Below are 17,328 nucleotides of genomic sequence, written 5' to 3'. Positions count from 1 at the left end.
GAATATATAACACCTTATTGTACATTTAAGCAATAAATCAATCAATCAATTATAGACAATGAAATAAATTATTAAAACACACATATCTTATATATAGTTAAAAATATTTAAATTAGATCGGTATGATGTATATCATCATTTAAGATACTATATATAAACAATAAACATTTCTACATATCATATTAATGGAAAATTTTTTAATATTTAGAATATTAAAAAATACATGCCTGCAATTTATTAATAAACTTTTTTATGGTTAAACTTATGTAACTAATAAGTACAAACATGTTAAGTAACTACAAAACTGATTGTTATAGATTAAGAAAAAATATCTTCACTTGTTCGAATATAATCTATATACTCCACACATAGGAAGACTCTATAAAATATATTAGGACTATAGAAAAATTCTAGCTAATGAGATTTTTTTAAAAACAACACTATATCTATCTATATAGATTGTGAAATAATTTTTTTAATAATATTACTGGTAGTAATACCATCTTTTAAATTTAAAATTCGTACATCTCCACCATTAGCCAAAACTTCTTGACTACCTGCAATATCTTTCAATTTGTGTTCGTAATCCCCCCCTTTAACTAAAAAATCAGGTAATATTCTTTTAATAATTCTCCGCGGAGTATCCTCTTCAAAGCTAATAACCCAATCTACCATGTCAAGAGCACTTAAGACACTCATTCTATTCACCAATGTATTCACTGGTCGAGAGATTCCTTTAAGACGACTAGTTGATGCGTCACTATTAACTGCAACAATAAGTCGATTGCCTAGCTTTTTTGCACTAATAAGATAAGAAATATGACCAGCATGTAAAATATCAAAAACACCATTAGTCATTACTATTTTTTCACCATATTGCCTAGCTTGATTCACTGCAATCATCAATTGTTCTTCATTTACTACTCTACAACCCTTCTCAGATCTGTTTACCATTGCTCTATTAAGCTCTTCTGGAGAAACCGTTGATGTACCAATTTTACCGACTACTACGCCTGCTGCCTCATTAGCAAGAAAACAACTCTCTTCAAGAGTTCTGCCAACCGATAAAGCACTTGCTATAACAGCAATAACTGTATCTCCAGCACCAGTTACATCAAAAACTTCCTGCGCTTTAGTGGGCATATAACAAGGTGATTTTTCAAGTTGCAATAAGGTCATTCCATGTTCTGAACGAGTAATTAGTAATGCAGAGATAGAATACTGTTTTAATAATGTCATGCCTCGCGCAATAATATCGCCTTCACTTGAGCATTTTCCAACCACTTTTTCAAATTCATGCAAAGTAGGCGTTAGAAGAGTGGCACCATAATAACGGGAAAAATCTTTACCTTTAGGATCTACTAAAATCAGAATATTTAATTGCCGTGCTAGACTAATAATATTTTTTACATTAGTCAGCGCCCCTTTAGAGTAGTCAGATAAAACTAATACATTTACCTGTGGTAAAAACACCTTAATGCAGTCATCAATAAGAGAATGATTAATATCTTTAAATTCTTCTTCAAAATCTATACGAATTAATTGCTGGTTTCGTGAGAGTATGCGTAATTTAATCATTGTAGAATAATTAGCATTAGAGATTAGATTGCAATATACATTTCTATTTACTAAGGATTCCCTAAGAACTTGAGCTGCATCATCTTCTCCAATTAAACCAATCAAATAAGATTTAGCACCCAGAGTTGCTATATTCATAGCAACATTCGCAGCACCACCTGGAAATTCTTTCACATTATTAACTTGGACTACTGGAACCGGTGCTTCAGGAGAGATTCGATGAGTTGAACCATACCAATAACGATCTAACATTACATCCCCAACGACTAATATGCTTGAATCGTTAAAGCCAAGCAGAGTATTTTTCATTTAGAAACTCCACGCTAGATTCAGATTGATTGCGTTTCAATAAATAGAGTAACTGTGAGCCAACTAAGTGCTTTTAGAAAAATAGACAGAATATAACCATGACCCATCGGAGACAAAAACTACTCAAAGTATTACTCATCAATAATCCACCTGTATAAAAATTACGGATAGAATATAATAAATAACACTGTTCTTATAATATAAGAACAAAATTTTTCAACTCTAGGTGAATAATTTTCTAAATTTAAACTGATATATCTGGTAAAGCTCTAGACTTTATAATTCTATACATTTTTATTATTTTAAAAGAATCTGAACTATTCTATAAAATCTAATATTCATCTAAAACACAAAAAACTAACATTATGATAGTTTTGAATCTATTCATAAAAATACAATAAAATGAAATTTATCAAGATATTAGTTATATTAAGAGCACGCCTTTATGCATACCTACAAATAAATGAATTACTGCCTCTAATAAAACTATATCAATTCACACTACATAAAACGTATCAATTTTATACTTACTTGATAATTCTTAAGGAAAATTGGCGTAATTTAATAGCTCACTAAGTAATTTTTCAAATTATTCATCTATACCATCACATTAAGGTTAAGTGACACCTAATGATACATTAAAAACTCTCTGAAAAGTTTATAAGACCTATTAAATATTATTTTTAAGTTAAGTATAAATTAATATACTTAACTGCTATATTAATAAATCATTGACTCGTTTTTATATTATATGCTTAAGATTTCTTTATCTTTTATTAGAATAATTTCAAAAAATTAAATATCTAATTGATCTATGATCTCCACCAATACATAAAAATAAAAAATTAAAAACCTTTAGAAAAAGAGCTTTATATATTAATAGTATTATTAATTCTATTAATTGTAATTTATCTATCACAACAAAATTTGATTACTATGCATTCTAATATTTTCTGTAAATTTTTTTTATTCAAATAAAAATATTATTAGTTTTATGCACTCAGTAAAGATGCAAACACTGTCTAATATTATTTTGCTCTATTAGAACATGAACACCTTTCAATTATCAAACATCTGATTAATCATTATAGACACCTTACAGGTTTAGGGAGCCCAGCGATTTTAGTTGCTTGTTTTGCTGGACCTTTCGGAAATAGCCGAAAAAGATAGCGACTATTTCCGTATTCTGGCCCATACTGTTTAGTTAAAGCCTGAACTAACATACGCACTGTTGGAGATATATTAAATTCTAAATAAAATCTGTGCACAAAATTAATAATCTCCCAATGCGCAAAACTAAGATCAATGCTTTCCTCTTTTGCTAACTCTTTTGCAAGATTCTGATTCCAATCTGCTAAAGATATTAAATAACCATATTCATCACGCGCAACTTTGATATTAATATTTTTTAGCTGATTATGCTTCATAATAAATACTCAACTATTTGCATCAATAATTTATGTTATCATCTTTGTAAGATTACAATAACTTTTTATCAAAAAATATTATCTGAAAAATAAACCATAACATAAAAAAAATAATTCAGTCTGCACTCTTAGGACGATCCATGAACTCAATATATGCCATTGAAGCATTGTCACCTAATCGAAAACCGCACTTTAAGATTCTTGTATACCCACCAGGTCTATTTATAAAACGTGGACCAAGTTTAGTAAATAATTTGGCAACCACCTCATGATGTCGAATACGAGAAAATGCTAAACGACGATTAGATATACTATCTTTCTTGGAGAGAGTAATCAGAGGTTCGAGCATACGGCGAAGCTCTTTTGCTTTTGGAACAGTTGTTTTAATAAACTCATGCTGTATCAAAGAGATAGCAATATTTCGAAACATAGCTTTACGATGGCTTCTGTTACGATTCAGTTGACGACCACTCTTACGGTGTCGCATAACTTCTCCTTCTCAATAAGAGCTTAATTTTTAATTAAGTTATTTATTATTAATTCTGGGGGCCAGTTTTCTAATCGCATACCTAAAGACAAATTACGAGTTGCTAACACATCTTTAATCTCTGTCAAAGACTTCTTACCGAGATTAGGCGTTTTTAAAAGTTCTACCTCTGTGCGCTGCACTAAATCACCAATATAATGAATAGCTTCTGCTTTGAGGCAATTAGCTGAACGAACTGTTAACTCTAAGTCATCAACTGGCCTTAATAGGATTGGATCAAATTCTGGTTTTTCTTCTTTAACTTCAGGATGACGTACGTCACGTAAATCAATAAAGGCTTCTAATTGTTCTGATAAAATGGTAGCTGCTCGTCGAATAGCCTCTTCTGGATCAATAGTTCCATTTGTTTCAATATCTATTACTAATTTATCCAAATCTGTTCTCTGCTCTACACGTGCTGATTCAACATTATAAGCTATGCGATCCACTGGACTATAACATGCGTCAACTAATAGTTTGCCAAATATACGCCCATTTTCTTCAATATTTATACGAGAAGAAGCAGGAACATAACCACGACCACGTTGTACTTTCATGCGCATATTAATACTAGCGTTCTCATGAGTTAAATTACAAATTAAGTGTGTCAGTTGCACAATTTTAAAATCTTCGTGACGAGTAATATCAGCCGCCGTGACCGGACCAATGCCGGACTTACACAACGTAAGAATAACCTCATCTTTTCCGTATACTATAATTGCTAGTTCTTTTAAATTTAAGAGAACCTCAAGAATATCTTCTTTGACACCTTCTTTTGTACTATATTCATGTAATACACCATCAATTTCAACCTCTGTAACCGCACAACCAGGCATTGATGATAATAAAATACGACGAAGTGCATTACCTAATGTATGACCAAAGCCACGCTCTAATGGTTCAAGGGTAACTTTAGCTCGTGTTAAGCTAACTTGCTCAATATTTACTAGTCGCGGTTTTAAAAATTTAGTCACAGAACCATGCATTATGTCCTCTCTTAAATACTACCTTACTTAGAGTAAAGTTCTACAATAAGGTGTTCATTAATATCTGCAGTAAGATCAGTACGTTCCGGAACATGTTTAAATACCCCTTCCATTTTTGTAATATCAACCGCTAACCACGTTGGCTTTTCACGCTGATTTGCTAGCTCTAGCGCAGCTTTTATGCGAGATTGTTTTTTTGCTTTATCTCGAATACTAATAACATCATTTAATGATACCTGATAAGACGAAATATTTACTACTCGGCGATTTACCATAATTGCTTTATGACTAACTAATTGTCGTGCTTCAGAGCGTGTAGCACCAAAACCCATACGATACACTACATTATCCAAGCGACCTTCTAAAAGAGATAATAAAATATCTCCAGTGTTACCTCGCAATCGAGCGGCTTCTTTATAATAATTGCGAAATTGACGTTCTAGTATCCCATACATACGACGAACTTTTTGTTTTTCTCGTAATTGAATTCCGTAGTCCGATAAACGTGTTTTATGAGCCCCATGCTGACCCGGGGCTTTCTCTAAATTACATTTTGTATCAATTGCACGCACACCAGACTTAAGAAATAAGTCTGTGCCCTCACGACGACTAATCTTTAGTTTCGGACCCAAATATCTTGCCATTTTCTTTCTCCAATCTTTCTTAAAAAGAAATTTTATACTCGACGTTTCTTGGGTGGACGACAACCGTTATGTGGGATTGGGGTTACATCGGTAATATTTGTAATACGAAAACCAGCGGCATTCAAAGCCCGAATAGTTGATTCACGACCTGGTCCAGGTCCTTTAACCATTACCTCTAAATTTTTAATACCATAATCTTTTACAGATTCTGCACAGTGTTCTGCAGCAACTTGTGCAGCAAATGGCGTAGACTTGCGAGAACCACGAAAACCAGACCCACCAGCTGTTGCCCAACCTAGTGCGTTACCCTGACGATCTGTAATAGTAACAATAGTATTATTAAATGAGGCATGAATATGAGCCACACCATCAGAGAGTTGTTTTTTTGCTCGCTTACGTGAACGAATTGGTACCTTAGTCATTATTTAATTATCCAGATTATTTCTTGATCGGTTTACGCGGACCTTTTCTCGTCCTAGCGTTAGTTTTGGTTCGTTGGCCGCGAACTGGAAGGCCGCGACGATGACGCAATCCACGATAACACCCAAGATCCATAAGACGCTTAATGCTGATGGTAACTTCTCGACGCAGATCGCCTTCAACAATAAATTTTGCCACTGCATCACGAAGCATGTCAAGTTTCTCTTCGGGTAGATCACTGATCTTAACATGTTCGGCAATACCCGTTGATCTGCAAATAAACTGCGAACGGTTTTTGCCGATTCCAAATATCGCAGTTAATGCAATTACGGTATGTTTTTGATCAGGAATGTTAATCCCTGCTATACGGGCCACTATGCACTCCTATAAATTACGAATTAGTGTATTTTTATCCAAAAGCCCATTTTAGAATACTTCTATTAGAACATATAGTCAACACACAAGTATCTAAATCAGTATAATCCAATTAAAACATGTAAGAATTGTTTACCCTTGTCGCTGTTTATGTTTAGGCTCGGTACTGCAAATTACACGAACCACTCCATTACGACGGACAATCTTACAATTACGACATAATTTTCTAACAGAAGCACATACTTTCATTTTACCCTCTTAACGACTATAACCTTTTAAGTTTGCTTTTTTTAATACAGACTCGTATCGACTGGACATTAACAGAGTTTGTACTTGCACCATAAAATCCATGATGACAACTACTACAATCAATAAAGACGTACCACCAAAATAAAATGGAACTTTCATTGAATTACGCAAAAACTCTGGAATTAGACAAATAAATGTAATATATAGAGAACCAATTAGTGTTAATCGACTCATAACCTTTTGAATATACTTTCCAGTGTGTTCTCCTGGACGAATGCCTAAAATAAATGCACCACATTTTTTTAAATTATCTGCTGTTTCACGTGGATTAAAAACTAATTCTGTATAAAAAAAGGAGAAAAAAATAATTGCTGTTGCATAAAGCAACACATAAAGTGGCTCTCCAGGCTGTAAAAAAAGTGAAATTTTCATCAATAAACCAGAACCAATACCATCACCAAACCATGATATCAACGTTGCTGGAAGCAAAATTAGACTAGAAGCAAAGATAGCAGGAATAACCCCGGACATATTAACTTTTAAGGGCAAGTGTGTGTTATGTGCAGCGTAAATTCTTCGACCTTGTTGACGCTGTGCATAATGTACAACAATACGTCGTTGACCACGCTCAATAAATACAACAAATAAGGTAATAGAAAATACTAAAACTGCCAATAATATTAACCCAAGAATATGCAGGTCGCCTTGTCTAACTTCTTCAAGAGTATGCCCAACTGCAGATGGCAAGCCAGCTACGATACCTGCAAAAATTATCATAGAAATACCATTACCCATGCCTCTTTCTGTAATTTGCTCACCTAACCACATAAGAAACATAGTTCCTGTGACTAAACTAATCACAGCAGTAATAAAAAACCCAGGTCCTGGATGTAATACTAGACCCTTCATTCCTGGCATATTCGGTAAACCTATAGCAATGCCAATTGATTGAAGTATACCTAACGCTAAAGTAGCGTAACGGGTATACTGACTAATTTTCCTACGACCAACCTCTCCTTCTTTTTTTAATTCAGATAAAGTAGGATTAACTATTGTTAATATCTGAATAATAATCGATGCAGAGATATATGGCATTATCCCTAAAGCAAAGATAGAAGCGCGACTTAACGAACCTCCAGAAAACATATTAAACATATCAATAATAGTTCCACGCTGCCTCTCAAGAAGATTGGAGATAATAGTAACATCAATTCCTGGAATTGGAATAAAAGAACCAATACGAAAAATAATCAGCGAACTTATAAGAAACGCTAATCTAATCTTTAGCTCACTCAAGCCACCTTTTGTACTTTGAAAGCCAAGTCGCGATTGCTTAACCATCGATAAGTTATGCCTCAATTTTTCCGCCAGCAGCAAAAATTAAAGAACGAGCACCTTGGGTAACACGTAACCCACGAATTATAATAGCCGTCTCAATACCACCACAAAGTATTACTTTTACAAATTTAGTCTGCATACTAATTAAATGCGCTTCTTTTAAAGCATGAAGATCAATAATCGTGCTTTTAATCCTATTTAAATCAGATAGACGCACTTGTGTGGTAAATCTAGCTTTGCGAGATATAAAACCAAATTTTGGTAAACGCCGATATAAAGGAGTCTGGCCACCCTCAAATCCGCGATGCGCACCACTACCAGCGCGTGATTTTTGCCCTTTATGACCTCGCCCAGCAGTTTTCCCAAACCCAGATCCAATACCTCGCCCTAAACGCTTGGCTACATGTTTAGAACCTTTGGCTGGTGATAAAGTATTTAAATACATTTATATCCTCTCCGCCACTTTAATCATGTAGGAAACAGCTCGAATCATACCTCGAATAGCTACCGTATCTTCACGATATACAGTATGACGAATTCTCCGAAGACCTAAACCAAGCAAAGTAGCCTTATGTTTAGGTAAGCAACCAATCGCACTACGCGTTTGAGTAATTTTGATCATTTTAATTGCCATTTGAACTATCTCCAAGAATATTTTCAATAGATTTGCCACGTTTAGCAGCAACTATTTCTGGAGATCTCATTCTCATAAGACCGTCTAAAGTAGCACGTACTACGTTGATTGGATTTGTAGAACCATAAGCTTTAGCTAACACATTATGAATACCAGCCACCTCTAAAACAGCACGCATCGCACCACCAGCAATAATACCTGTCCCCTCTGATGCTGGTTTCATAAATACACGAGACCCTGTGTGAGAACCTTTCACAGGATGCTGTAATGTGCCATGGCATAACGCAAAATAATTCATATTTCGTCGAGCTTTTTCCATTGCTTTTTGAATTGCGGCCGGAACTTCACGTGCCTTGCCATAACCAAACCCCATGCGTCCATTACCGTCCCCAACAACAGTGAGGGCTGTAAAAGAAAAAATACGCCCACCTTGAACAGTTTTAGAAACACGATTTACCGAGATGAGCTTTTCCTGTAGTTCACTAGATTGTTTTTCGATATGTGCCATTTTACACCTTATGCCTTAAAACTGCAAACCAGCTTCGCGAGCAGCGTCTGCTAATGCCTGAACACGACCATGATACTGAAAACCAGAACGATCAAAAGCTACACGTGTTACACCCTTCTTAATTGCACGCTCGGCAACTAGTGCGCCAATAGTAACCGCAGCATCCTTGTTTCCAGTGTATTTTAATTTTTTGCCAACTGATTTTTCTACTGTAGAAGCAGATACTAAAATTTCAGAACCATTAGAAGAAATAACTTGTGCATAAATGTGACGCGAGGTACGATGTACCATTAAACGAGTAATACTGAGCTTTTTTAATTGATAACGCGTGCGAGTTGCTCGTCGAAGACGGGCAGATTTTTTATCCATAGTATTACCTTATTTCTTTTTAGCCTCTTTGCGACGAATAATCTCATGAGTGTAACGAATTCCCTTACCCTTATAAGGTTCAGGAGGACGATAAGCACGAAGATCGGCGGCAACTTGACCAAGTAACTGTTTATTTGCGCTGTGTAATATAATGTCAGTTTGACTAATACATGTAGCGACAATACCCTTCGGAAGCACATGATCAATAGAATGAGATAAACCTAATGATAAATTTAATCGATTTCCTTTTAAGGCAGCACGATAACCAACACCCACAAGCTGTAACTTTTTAGTAAAACCTTGAGTCACGCCTATGACCATCGCGTTCACTAGAGCACGAGCAGTGCCTGCTTGGGTCCAACCACTAATAAAACCTGGCTGTGGCGAAAAAATTAGGGTATTGTTAATCTCTTTTACTAATACAGCTTTATTTAACGTATGAATTAATTCATCGTTTCTTCCTGTAATAGTAATAACCTGACCATCAAGTTTTACCTGTACATGGATAGGAATACTCACAGGTGCTTTAGCAACACGAGACATTTTCAACCCCTCCAATTAAGCTTACGCTACACACAATTAAGCTATATAGCAGACAATTTCACCGCCAAGTCCTGATTGACGAGCTGAACGATCTGTCATCACCCCTTTGGAGGTAGAAATAACAGAAACACCCAATCCTGCCATAACCTTTGGCAGTTGATGTTTTCTTTTATAAATCCTTAATCCTGGGCGACTCACGCGTTGAATACTTTCGATAACAGATTTTCCTTGAAAATACTTTAAAGTTAACTCTAACTCTACCTTAATACCATTTATAATAGAATATGTTAAAATATATCCTTCTTCTTTTAGAACACCAGCAATAGCTAATTTTAATTTAGAAGAAGGCATTCTAACCGAAATTTTATTCGCTGCTTGGCCGTTACGGATACGGGTTAGCATATCTGCAATTGGATCCTGCATGCTCATCTTTTTACTCCTAATATATAACCGACACTTACCAGCTAGCCTTTTTTAAACCAGGCACTTCACCGCGCATTGCCGCCTCGCGCAATTTTATGCGACTTAAACCAAATTTACCAACATAACCATGAGGCCGACCAGTCTGACGACAGCGATTACGTTGACGAGAAGGACTAGAATCACGAGGTATATTTTGTAATTTTAACATAGCATCCCAACGCTCTTCCGCAGATGCATGAACACTAGAAATAATATCTTTTAGTGCTTGACGTTTAGAGCGATATTTCTTGGCCATTTTTATGCGAACAACTTCGCGTGCTTTTAATGCTTTTTTAGCCACAAGAGCGCCCCCTTATTACTTGCGAAATGGAAAATTAAATGCAGATAAAAGCGCTTCCCCTTCAGCATCAGATTGTGCAGTGGTAGTAATACTTATATCCATACCACGAATTCGATCAATTTGATCATAATTAATTTCTGGAAAAATAATCTGCTCTCGGATACCTATACTATAATTACCATTTCCGTCAAAAGATTTAATTGATAAACCTCTAAAATCACGAATACGCGGGATAACAATAGAAACTAAACGTTCAAAAAATTCCCACATACGTTCACCACGTAGAGTTACTTTACAACCAATAGGATAACCCTGACGAATTTTAAAACTAGCAATAGACTTACGTGCTTTAGTAATCAAAGGTTTTTGCCCAGATATAGCTGTTAGGTTAATCACTGCATGATCTAATAATTTTTTATCTGAACTTGCTTGACCTACACCCATATTTAGAGTAATTTTTTCAATTCGTGGCACACGCATGACAGAGTGATACCCCAAATCAGTCATAAGTTTTTTCACTACTTCCTTTTTGTAAACAGCATATAATCTTGCCATCGAACTACTCCATATTACTTATGGTTTTTCTGTTAGATTTAAAGAAACGAACTTTTTTTCCTTCCTCAAATCTAAAACCTACTCGATCAGCTTTCCCGGTATCTGAGTTAAAAAGTGCAACATTAGATATCTGTATGGCCGCTTCTTTTTTAATAATACCACCCGGATGATTAATGGCTGGAATAGGCTTTTGGTGCTTGATAACTAAATTAATACCCTCGACAAGAATTTTACCACAAACTAATACATTTTTTACTTTACCACGTTTTCCTTTATCCTTTCCACTTAACACAATTACTTCATCATTACGCCGAATCTTAGCGGCCATTTTTGGTTCCTTAGAGCACCTCTGGTGCTAAAGAGATAATCTTCATAAATTTTTCACTTCGCAATTCACGAGTTACGGGTCCAAAGATTCGCGTCCCAATTGGTTGCTCATTGTGATTATTTAAGATCACGCATGCATTTCCATCGAATCGAATGATAGAACCATCTGGGCGTCGCACACCTTTTTTGGTGCGAACAACTACTGCTTTTAGAACGTCACCTTTCTTAACCTTACCACGAGGAATAGCTTCCTTAATGGTAATTTTAATAATATCGCCTATACCTGCATAGCGTCGGCGCGAACCACCCAGAACCTTGATACACATTACACGACGCGCGCCAGAATTATCGGCAACGTGCAACATCGTCTGTTCTTGGATCATTTTAGTACTCCGCTAATTTCAACTACATACTTACATACCCACCGCACTCAAATTTTATTAAATTTTCTATAAAATACTAGAATAGTATAACACTGCTTCTATTATATATATAGAAATAATAAACGGCTCTCTATCGGAGCCGTTTCTCTTTAAATATGAGATATATAGTGGCATCCTATTATATAATTGCTTTCTCTACAACGCGAACGAGAGTCCATGACTTAGTTTTAGATAACGGACGACATTCACGAATACTCACAACATCGCCAATCTTACATTCATCATTCTCATCATGCACATGTAACTTAGTTGTACGCTTTATGAATTTACCATATATCGGGTGTTTTACAAACCTCTCAATAACCACGACAATCGATTTGTCCATTTTATTGCTTATTACTCTACCCTGCAAGGTACGAATTTTTTCAGTCATGATAATTTAGCCTTGTGAGTCAGCTCAGTCTTTACGCGTGCAATATCACGGCGAATCTGCTTAAAAACATGAGTTTTTTTTAACTGACCGGACCCTGATTGCATACGTAGATTAAACTGTCGACGCAAAAGGATCACAAGTTGGATATGCAGATCTTCAATGCTTTTTTCACATAGATCTATAGCTTTCATTACATCACCGTTTTAGTTACAAAGGTGGTTTTAATGGATAGTTTGGATGCTGCTAATTTGAAAGCCTCACGAGCAAGCTCTTCTGAAACACCACTCATTTCATATAGAACCTTTCCTGGTTGAATCATCGCCACCCAATATTCTACATTGCCTTTACCCTTGCCCATACGAACTTCTAATGGCTTTTCAGTAATTGGCTTATCTGGAAAAATACGGATCCAAATTTTTCCCTGACGCTTCATAGCGCGAGTCATTGCGCGACGTGCCGCTTCGATCTGACGGGCAGTTAAACGACCACGATCAACAGCTTTTAGACCAAAAACACCGAAGCTAATATCTCTACCTTGCGCTAAACCACGATTTCGACCTTTTTGCATCTTACGGAATTTTGTGCGCCTTGGTTGCAACATCGGCGATTCTCCTTACTTACGGATTTTACGCTGTTTCTTTTTAGGCGGGACAGCTTGTTCTGGTTGTTCAGTCGCGGTCATGCCACCTAGAATCTCACCTTTAAAAATCCATACCTTAACCCCAATAACACCATAAGTAGTGTGAGCCTCGGAGGTATTATAGTCAATATCTGCCCGTAAAGTATGTAGCGGCACACGACCCTCGCGATACCACTCAGTACGTGCAATTTCCGCACCACCTAGACGACCGCTTACCTTAACTTTGATCCCCTTTGCGCCTAAGCGCATTGCGTTCTGCACGGCTCGTTTCATAGCGCGACGAAATATTACACGACGCTCTAATTGTGCCGCGATATTGTCAGAAACTAACTTGGCATCTAGTTCTGGCTTGCGCACTTCAGAAATATTAATCTGTGCAGGAACACCAGCAATTTTTGCGATAACTTGGCGAATTTTTTCTACATCTTCACCTTTTTTTCCTATAACAATACCAGGACGAGCGGTATGAATAGTTACTCGGATACTTTTAGTTGGTCTCTCAATTACAACACGAGAAACTGATGCTTTAACTAGTTCTTTTATAAGAAACTGACGAACTTTAAAGTCACTATCTAAATTATCAGCAAATTCCTTGGTATTAGCGAACCAAGTAGAATTCCAAGACTTCACGATACCCAATCGCATACCATGAGGATGTACTTTTTGACCCATTTCCTACTCTCCAGAGTCTTATCGATCGGACACGGCCAAAGTAATATGGCTAGTTCGCTTTAAAACGCGATCCGCACGACCTTTTGCACGAGGCATAATTCGTTTCATACTAGGACCTTCATTAATAAATATTTTTGTAATAATTAAATTATCAATATCAGCACCCTCGTTATGCTCAGCATTAGCAATGGCGGATTCTAAAACTTTCTTAACTAAAATCGCGGCCTTTTTGTTGGTATAGGTTAAAAGATCCAAAGCTTTTGAAACTTTTTTACCTCGTATAATATCAGCAATTAAACGAATCTTTTGCGCAGAAGATCTAGCATGTCGTTGTTGCGCAATAATTTCCATCTTTATCCTCCTCTTTTATCGTTTTTTAATTTTTTTATCAGCAATATGACCGCGATAGGTACGAGTAGGAGAAAACTCACCTAATTTGTGACCAACCATCTCATCAGACACAAATACAGGAATATGTTGACGACCATTATGAATTGCAATGGTTAAACCAATCATCTTTGGAAAAATTGTCGAACGACGTGACCAAGTGCGCACAGGCTTTCTTTCTCCGGTTACTAAAGCTTTTTCTACCTTCTTTAGTAAATGTAGGTCAATAAATGGACCCTTCTTAAGAGAACGTGGCATGGTTTATCCTTTAAATTTATTTAATACGGCGACGCACGATAAATTTATCAGTACGTTTGTTTCTTCTAGTCTTTTTACCCTTAGTTTGCAAACCCCAAGGAGAAACGGGATGCTTACCAAAGTTGCGACCTTCACCACCGCCATGAGGATGATCAACAGGATTCATAGCTGTACCGCGAACAGTGGGACGAATACCTCTCCAGCGAGCAGCTCCTGACTTACCTAAAACACGCAGCATATGTTCAGAATTACCAACTTCACCTAAGGTGGCACGGCAATCTATCTCTACTTTGCGCATTTCACCAGAACGCAAACGTAATGTCACGTAAGAACCTTCACGAGCAACGATTTGCACATAAGACCCAGCTGATCGTGCAATCTGCCCACCTTTCCCCGGTTTCATTTCTACATTATGTACAGTAGATCCAACTGGAATATAACGCATGGGTAATGTGTTACCAACTTTAATCATAGCTCCAATACCAGATTGTATTTGATCGCCAGATTTTACCCCTTTAGGTGCTAAAATATAACGACGAACACCATCTCGATAAAGCACTAACGCAATGTTAGAGGACCGGTTTGGATCATATTCAAGACGCTCAACAAGTGCTGGGATTCCATCTTTGTTCCGTTTAAAATCAATTACGCGATACGCCTGCTTGTGCCCGCCACCAATATGTCTAGTGGTAATACGACCGGTATTATTACGACCACCAGTTTTAGTATGTTTTTTTACAAGAGAAGAAAATGGTTTTCCTTTATGTAGCTCCGAGTTGATTACCTTAACCACATGACGACGACCAGGAGATGTCGGTTTACATTGCACAATTGTCATTATTATTCTGCTACTCCTTCTTTATTCAGCTCCACCCACCAAGGCTATATTTTGACCTGATTTAATAGTGACATAAGCCTTTTTCCAGTTTTTGCGATGACCGATGCGCTGTTTATGACGTTTAGATTTACCTTTTACTAACAATGTATTTACACATTCCACTTCTACTGAAAAAATCTTCTGTATAGCTGATTTAATTTCTAATTTACTCGCATCTATAGAGACCTTAAGAACAATAGTATTATTTTTTTCCATTGCAGCAGAAGCTTTCTCAGAAACATGAGGACTACGCAATATTTTTAATAAGCGCTCTTCAAAGTTCATACAAACATCTCCTGTATCTTCTTCATTGCATCAACAGTAATTATAATTTTTTTGTAAGAAATCAAGCTAATTGGATCAATACCTGCTGCATGACATACCTTAACTGTATATAAATTACGTGAAGCAAGAAGTAAATGTACCTCTATAGAACAAAGAATAATTAATACATTGTCTAAACTCATCTCTTTAAGCTTATTAAGAAGCAGTCTAGTTTTAGGTTCTTGTATAAAAAATTTCTTAACAACAAATAAACGATCCTGACGTATAAGCTCAGAAAAAATACTTTTCATTGCGCCACGATACATCTTTTTATTAATTTTTTGGCTATAATCTTTAGATTTAGCAGCAAAAGTTATACCACCAGAACGCCAAATCGGACTTTTAACAGAACCAGCACGCGCACGACCTGTTCCTTTTTGGCGCCATGGTTTTTTACCTGATCCAGTTACCTCGGCTCGAGTTTTTTGTGAGCGAGTGCCCTGACGAGAACCCGCTGCATATGCAACAACTACCTGGTGCACTAATGCTTCGTTAAAATTGCAGTTAAAGGCAGTATCAGAAACAGTTAGCACCTCTTGTGCATCTTTTAATACTAATTCCATTTCTATACCTCTTCACCCCTTTACAGCTGGTTTAATGATTAAATTACTGCCAGTGGCACCAGGAACCGCCCCTTTCACTAGAAGCAGGTTTCGATCAATGTCAATACGCATCACTTTCAAGCTTTGAATAGTTACACGTTGATTTCCCATATGACCTGCCATTTTTTTGCCTTTAAATACTTTTCCTGGAGTCTGATTTTGTCCTATAGATCCAGGAACTCGATGGGATAATGAATTACCATGTGTTGCATCCTGCGTACGAAAATTCCAACGTTTAACAGTACCAGTAAAACCTCTACCTTTAGAAAAACCGGATACATCAACTTTTTTTACACCAGAATTAGATAGAATCTGAATATCAATACTCTGTCCTATATTAAATAATTCAACTTTAGAAGTTTTAAATTCCCATAAACCACGTCCAGCTAAGATGCCAGATTTTGCAAAATGACCTGCTTGTGGTTTAGCAATGCGATTTATTTTCTTTATGCCAGTAGTTACTTGAATAGCAGTATAACCATCTGTTTCAACTTTCTTAATTTGAGTGACACGATTTTCTTCTAACTCAATTACAGTAATAGGTATAGCAAGACCCTCTTCTGTAAAGATTCGGGTCATCCCAACTTTTTTTCCAATGAAACCAATCATTTTGACCCTCTTCCTGCTGAATATGCAAACTAACCTAGACTAATCTGCACATCTACACCGGCAGCTAGATCTAGCCTCATCAATGCATCTACTGTTTTTTCAGTAGGCTCGACGATATCAACTAAGCGCTTATGCGTGCGAATCTCATACTGATCTCTCGCGTCTTTATTAACATGAGGAGAAATCAGAACAGTAAAGCGCTCCTTACGTGTTGGTAATGGAATAGGACCATGTACTTGTGCGCCGGTTCTTTTAGCCGTCTCTACGATCTCTAAGGTAGATCGATCTATTAAACGATGATCAAAAGCTTTCAGACGGATACGAATTCTTTGGTTCTGCATTATACCAGAACTCCAATTATTTATAAAAACCACTATGACTAATCTATTTTTTGATTAGTATGTGCGTATAATCTTTAGTTATAAAAATACGGGTTATGAGTGATATATATGAGTGATAATAATTTATATTAACACCATTTTTAATATTAATCAGTGTAGAATAATATTCTTAATAATAACATATTATATTATGTATACACACAAAGCAACTGCAATGTTTTTTATCTATATATTCTCTCTCATTAATAAAG

General features: G+C 36.3%; 30 protein-coding genes. All 30 read right to left on the bottom strand.

Annotated features, from left to right (window positions below; genetic code table 11):
* Positions 1-450: 450 nt before the first annotated feature.
* The gene (hldE, locus tag ERCISPPA3004_RS01400) at positions 451-1,887 is read right to left on the bottom strand and encodes a bifunctional D-glycero-beta-D-manno-heptose-7-phosphate kinase/D-glycero-beta-D-manno-heptose 1-phosphate adenylyltransferase HldE (protein ID WP_157990350.1); all 1,437 of its coding nucleotides are present in this window, start codon (positions 1,885-1,887) and stop codon (positions 451-453) included.
* A gap of 1,085 nt (positions 1,888-2,972) precedes the next feature.
* Positions 2,973-3,314 (bottom strand): TusE/DsrC/DsvC family sulfur relay protein, encoded by a 342-nt coding sequence (locus tag ERCISPPA3004_RS01395; protein WP_157990349.1) that lies wholly within the window; start codon positions 3,312-3,314, stop codon positions 2,973-2,975.
* A gap of 115 nt (positions 3,315-3,429) precedes the next feature.
* Positions 3,430-3,801 (bottom strand): 50S ribosomal protein L17, encoded by a 372-nt coding sequence (rplQ, locus tag ERCISPPA3004_RS01390; protein ID WP_157990348.1) that lies wholly within the window; start codon positions 3,799-3,801, stop codon positions 3,430-3,432.
* Positions 3,802-3,824: 23 nt separating this feature from the next.
* Positions 3,825-4,826, bottom strand: a complete 1,002-nt coding sequence (locus ERCISPPA3004_RS01385) for a DNA-directed RNA polymerase subunit alpha (protein WP_157990347.1) — start codon at positions 4,824-4,826, stop codon at positions 3,825-3,827.
* A gap of 23 nt (positions 4,827-4,849) precedes the next feature.
* Positions 4,850-5,470, bottom strand: coding sequence for a 30S ribosomal protein S4 (gene rpsD / locus ERCISPPA3004_RS01380; protein WP_157990346.1), 621 nt, complete (start codon positions 5,468-5,470; stop codon positions 4,850-4,852).
* A gap of 32 nt (positions 5,471-5,502) precedes the next feature.
* On the bottom strand, positions 5,503-5,892 hold the full coding sequence (gene rpsK / locus ERCISPPA3004_RS01375) for a 30S ribosomal protein S11 (RefSeq protein WP_157990345.1): 390 nt from the start codon (positions 5,890-5,892) through the stop codon (positions 5,503-5,505).
* A 16-nt stretch (positions 5,893-5,908) separates the two neighbouring features.
* Entirely contained in the window at positions 5,909-6,265 is a 357-nt protein-coding gene (gene rpsM, locus ERCISPPA3004_RS01370) for a 30S ribosomal protein S13 (protein WP_157989088.1), read from the bottom strand.
* Positions 6,266-6,397: 132 nt separating this feature from the next.
* The gene (gene rpmJ / locus ERCISPPA3004_RS01365) at positions 6,398-6,514 is read right to left on the bottom strand and encodes a 50S ribosomal protein L36 (RefSeq protein ID WP_157990344.1); all 117 of its coding nucleotides are present in this window, start codon (positions 6,512-6,514) and stop codon (positions 6,398-6,400) included.
* Positions 6,515-6,523: 9 nt separating this feature from the next.
* Positions 6,524-7,855, bottom strand: a complete 1,332-nt coding sequence (gene secY / locus ERCISPPA3004_RS01360; protein WP_157990343.1) for a preprotein translocase subunit SecY — start codon at positions 7,853-7,855, stop codon at positions 6,524-6,526.
* Positions 7,856-7,862: 7 nt separating this feature from the next.
* Entirely contained in the window at positions 7,863-8,297 is a 435-nt protein-coding gene (gene rplO / locus ERCISPPA3004_RS01355) for a 50S ribosomal protein L15 (RefSeq protein ID WP_157990342.1), read from the bottom strand.
* Positions 8,298-8,486, bottom strand: coding sequence for a 50S ribosomal protein L30 (gene rpmD, locus ERCISPPA3004_RS01350; RefSeq protein WP_157990341.1), 189 nt, complete (start codon positions 8,484-8,486; stop codon positions 8,298-8,300).
* Positions 8,476-8,994, bottom strand: a complete 519-nt coding sequence (rpsE, locus tag ERCISPPA3004_RS01345) for a 30S ribosomal protein S5 (RefSeq protein WP_157990340.1) — start codon at positions 8,992-8,994, stop codon at positions 8,476-8,478. Before rpsE ends, rpmD begins: the two co-directional genes overlap by 11 nt.
* Positions 8,995-9,009: 15 nt before the next feature.
* Positions 9,010-9,363, bottom strand: a complete 354-nt coding sequence (gene rplR / locus ERCISPPA3004_RS01340; protein ID WP_157990339.1) for a 50S ribosomal protein L18 — start codon at positions 9,361-9,363, stop codon at positions 9,010-9,012.
* Between the two features lie 9 nt (positions 9,364-9,372).
* Entirely contained in the window at positions 9,373-9,906 is a 534-nt protein-coding gene (gene rplF, locus ERCISPPA3004_RS01335) for a 50S ribosomal protein L6 (protein ID WP_157990338.1), read from the bottom strand.
* 36 nt (positions 9,907-9,942) lie between these two features.
* Positions 9,943-10,335 (bottom strand): 30S ribosomal protein S8, encoded by a 393-nt coding sequence (gene rpsH, locus ERCISPPA3004_RS01330; RefSeq protein WP_157990337.1) that lies wholly within the window; start codon positions 10,333-10,335, stop codon positions 9,943-9,945.
* A 28-nt stretch (positions 10,336-10,363) separates the two neighbouring features.
* Positions 10,364-10,669 (bottom strand): 30S ribosomal protein S14, encoded by a 306-nt coding sequence (gene rpsN, locus ERCISPPA3004_RS01325; protein ID WP_157990336.1) that lies wholly within the window; start codon positions 10,667-10,669, stop codon positions 10,364-10,366.
* Positions 10,670-10,684: 15 nt separating this feature from the next.
* On the bottom strand, positions 10,685-11,224 hold the full coding sequence (gene rplE, locus ERCISPPA3004_RS01320) for a 50S ribosomal protein L5 (RefSeq protein WP_157990335.1): 540 nt from the start codon (positions 11,222-11,224) through the stop codon (positions 10,685-10,687).
* A 4-nt stretch (positions 11,225-11,228) separates the two neighbouring features.
* Entirely contained in the window at positions 11,229-11,552 is a 324-nt protein-coding gene (gene rplX / locus ERCISPPA3004_RS01315; protein WP_157990334.1) for a 50S ribosomal protein L24, read from the bottom strand.
* Between the two features lie 10 nt (positions 11,553-11,562).
* On the bottom strand, positions 11,563-11,934 hold the full coding sequence (gene rplN, locus ERCISPPA3004_RS01310) for a 50S ribosomal protein L14 (protein ID WP_157990333.1): 372 nt from the start codon (positions 11,932-11,934) through the stop codon (positions 11,563-11,565).
* A gap of 178 nt (positions 11,935-12,112) precedes the next feature.
* Complete coding sequence (gene rpsQ / locus ERCISPPA3004_RS01305; RefSeq protein ID WP_157990332.1) at positions 12,113-12,367, bottom strand: 30S ribosomal protein S17; 255 nt, start codon at positions 12,365-12,367, stop codon at positions 12,113-12,115.
* Positions 12,364-12,558 (bottom strand): 50S ribosomal protein L29, encoded by a 195-nt coding sequence (gene rpmC, locus ERCISPPA3004_RS01300; RefSeq protein WP_157990331.1) that lies wholly within the window; start codon positions 12,556-12,558, stop codon positions 12,364-12,366. The genes rpsQ and rpmC overlap by 4 nt, the downstream gene beginning before the upstream one ends.
* Complete coding sequence (gene rplP, locus ERCISPPA3004_RS01295; protein ID WP_157990330.1) at positions 12,558-12,968, bottom strand: 50S ribosomal protein L16; 411 nt, start codon at positions 12,966-12,968, stop codon at positions 12,558-12,560. The genes rpmC and rplP overlap by 1 nt, the downstream gene beginning before the upstream one ends.
* 12 nt (positions 12,969-12,980) lie before the next feature.
* On the bottom strand, positions 12,981-13,679 hold the full coding sequence (rpsC, locus tag ERCISPPA3004_RS01290) for a 30S ribosomal protein S3 (RefSeq protein ID WP_157990329.1): 699 nt from the start codon (positions 13,677-13,679) through the stop codon (positions 12,981-12,983).
* An 18-nt stretch (positions 13,680-13,697) separates the two neighbouring features.
* Complete coding sequence (gene rplV / locus ERCISPPA3004_RS01285) at positions 13,698-14,030, bottom strand: 50S ribosomal protein L22 (protein ID WP_157990328.1); 333 nt, start codon at positions 14,028-14,030, stop codon at positions 13,698-13,700.
* Positions 14,031-14,045: 15 nt separating this feature from the next.
* Entirely contained in the window at positions 14,046-14,324 is a 279-nt protein-coding gene (gene rpsS / locus ERCISPPA3004_RS01280) for a 30S ribosomal protein S19 (protein ID WP_157990327.1), read from the bottom strand.
* 16 nt (positions 14,325-14,340) lie between these two features.
* Positions 14,341-15,162, bottom strand: coding sequence for a 50S ribosomal protein L2 (gene rplB / locus ERCISPPA3004_RS01275; protein WP_157990326.1), 822 nt, complete (start codon positions 15,160-15,162; stop codon positions 14,341-14,343).
* 21 nt (positions 15,163-15,183) lie between these two features.
* On the bottom strand, positions 15,184-15,486 hold the full coding sequence (gene rplW, locus ERCISPPA3004_RS01270; RefSeq protein WP_157990325.1) for a 50S ribosomal protein L23: 303 nt from the start codon (positions 15,484-15,486) through the stop codon (positions 15,184-15,186).
* Positions 15,483-16,088, bottom strand: a complete 606-nt coding sequence (rplD, locus tag ERCISPPA3004_RS01265; RefSeq protein WP_157990324.1) for a 50S ribosomal protein L4 — start codon at positions 16,086-16,088, stop codon at positions 15,483-15,485. Before rplD ends, rplW begins: the two co-directional genes overlap by 4 nt.
* A 12-nt stretch (positions 16,089-16,100) precedes the next feature.
* Positions 16,101-16,736, bottom strand: coding sequence for a 50S ribosomal protein L3 (rplC, locus tag ERCISPPA3004_RS01260; RefSeq protein WP_157990323.1), 636 nt, complete (start codon positions 16,734-16,736; stop codon positions 16,101-16,103).
* A gap of 29 nt (positions 16,737-16,765) precedes the next feature.
* Positions 16,766-17,077, bottom strand: a complete 312-nt coding sequence (gene rpsJ / locus ERCISPPA3004_RS01255) for a 30S ribosomal protein S10 (RefSeq protein ID WP_072666160.1) — start codon at positions 17,075-17,077, stop codon at positions 16,766-16,768.
* Positions 17,078-17,328 lie beyond the last annotated feature (251 nt).

Origin of the sequence: Candidatus Erwinia haradaeae (assembly GCF_900698995.1) — a bacterium.
GTDB classification, from domain to species: domain Bacteria; phylum Pseudomonadota; class Gammaproteobacteria; order Enterobacterales; family Enterobacteriaceae; genus Erwinia_E; species Erwinia_E haradaeae_C.
Note: the sequence above shows the minus strand (reverse complement) of the source record. Positions and strands in the feature narration are given on the sequence as shown.

Coding starts and splice junctions, on each gene's coding strand:
- hldE (WP_157990350.1), bottom strand. CDS start 1,887: ATGAAAAATACTCTGCTTGGCTTTAACGATTCAAGCATATTAGTCGTT.
- ERCISPPA3004_RS01395 (WP_157990349.1), bottom strand. CDS start 3,314: ATGAAGCATAATCAGCTAAAAAATATTAATATCAAAGTTGCGCGTGAT.
- rplQ (WP_157990348.1), bottom strand. CDS start 3,801: ATGCGACACCGTAAGAGTGGTCGTCAACTGAATCGTAACAGAAGCCAT.
- ERCISPPA3004_RS01385 (WP_157990347.1), bottom strand. CDS start 4,826: ATGCATGGTTCTGTGACTAAATTTTTAAAACCGCGACTAGTAAATATT.
- rpsD (WP_157990346.1), bottom strand. CDS start 5,470: ATGGCAAGATATTTGGGTCCGAAACTAAAGATTAGTCGTCGTGAGGGC.
- rpsK (WP_157990345.1), bottom strand. CDS start 5,892: ATGACTAAGGTACCAATTCGTTCACGTAAGCGAGCAAAAAAACAACTC.
- rpmJ (WP_157990344.1), bottom strand. CDS start 6,514: ATGAAAGTATGTGCTTCTGTTAGAAAATTATGTCGTAATTGTAAGATT.
- secY (WP_157990343.1), bottom strand. CDS start 7,855: ATGGTTAAGCAATCGCGACTTGGCTTTCAAAGTACAAAAGGTGGCTTG.
- rplO (WP_157990342.1), bottom strand. CDS start 8,297: ATGTATTTAAATACTTTATCACCAGCCAAAGGTTCTAAACATGTAGCC.
- rpmD (WP_157990341.1), bottom strand. CDS start 8,486: ATGGCAATTAAAATGATCAAAATTACTCAAACGCGTAGTGCGATTGGT.
- rpsE (WP_157990340.1), bottom strand. CDS start 8,994: ATGGCACATATCGAAAAACAATCTAGTGAACTACAGGAAAAGCTCATC.
- rplR (WP_157990339.1), bottom strand. CDS start 9,363: ATGGATAAAAAATCTGCCCGTCTTCGACGAGCAACTCGCACGCGTTAT.
- rplF (WP_157990338.1), bottom strand. CDS start 9,906: ATGTCTCGTGTTGCTAAAGCACCTGTGAGTATTCCTATCCATGTACAG.
- rpsH (WP_157990337.1), bottom strand. CDS start 10,335: ATGAGCATGCAGGATCCAATTGCAGATATGCTAACCCGTATCCGTAAC.
- rplE (WP_157990335.1), bottom strand. CDS start 11,224: ATGGCAAGATTATATGCTGTTTACAAAAAGGAAGTAGTGAAAAAACTT.
- rplX (WP_157990334.1), bottom strand. CDS start 11,552: ATGGCCGCTAAGATTCGGCGTAATGATGAAGTAATTGTGTTAAGTGGA.
- rplN (WP_157990333.1), bottom strand. CDS start 11,934: ATGATCCAAGAACAGACGATGTTGCACGTTGCCGATAATTCTGGCGCG.
- rpsQ (WP_157990332.1), bottom strand. CDS start 12,367: ATGACTGAAAAAATTCGTACCTTGCAGGGTAGAGTAATAAGCAATAAA.
- rpmC (WP_157990331.1), bottom strand. CDS start 12,558: ATGAAAGCTATAGATCTATGTGAAAAAAGCATTGAAGATCTGCATATC.
- rplP (WP_157990330.1), bottom strand. CDS start 12,968: ATGTTGCAACCAAGGCGCACAAAATTCCGTAAGATGCAAAAAGGTCGA.
- rpsC (WP_157990329.1), bottom strand. CDS start 13,679: ATGGGTCAAAAAGTACATCCTCATGGTATGCGATTGGGTATCGTGAAG.
- rplV (WP_157990328.1), bottom strand. CDS start 14,030: ATGGAAATTATTGCGCAACAACGACATGCTAGATCTTCTGCGCAAAAG.
- rpsS (WP_157990327.1), bottom strand. CDS start 14,324: ATGCCACGTTCTCTTAAGAAGGGTCCATTTATTGACCTACATTTACTA.
- rplB (WP_157990326.1), bottom strand. CDS start 15,162: ATGACAATTGTGCAATGTAAACCGACATCTCCTGGTCGTCGTCATGTG.
- rplW (WP_157990325.1), bottom strand. CDS start 15,486: ATGAACTTTGAAGAGCGCTTATTAAAAATATTGCGTAGTCCTCATGTT.
- rplD (WP_157990324.1), bottom strand. CDS start 16,088: ATGGAATTAGTATTAAAAGATGCACAAGAGGTGCTAACTGTTTCTGAT.
- rplC (WP_157990323.1), bottom strand. CDS start 16,736: ATGATTGGTTTCATTGGAAAAAAAGTTGGGATGACCCGAATCTTTACA.
- rpsJ (WP_072666160.1), bottom strand. CDS start 17,077: ATGCAGAACCAAAGAATTCGTATCCGTCTGAAAGCTTTTGATCATCGT.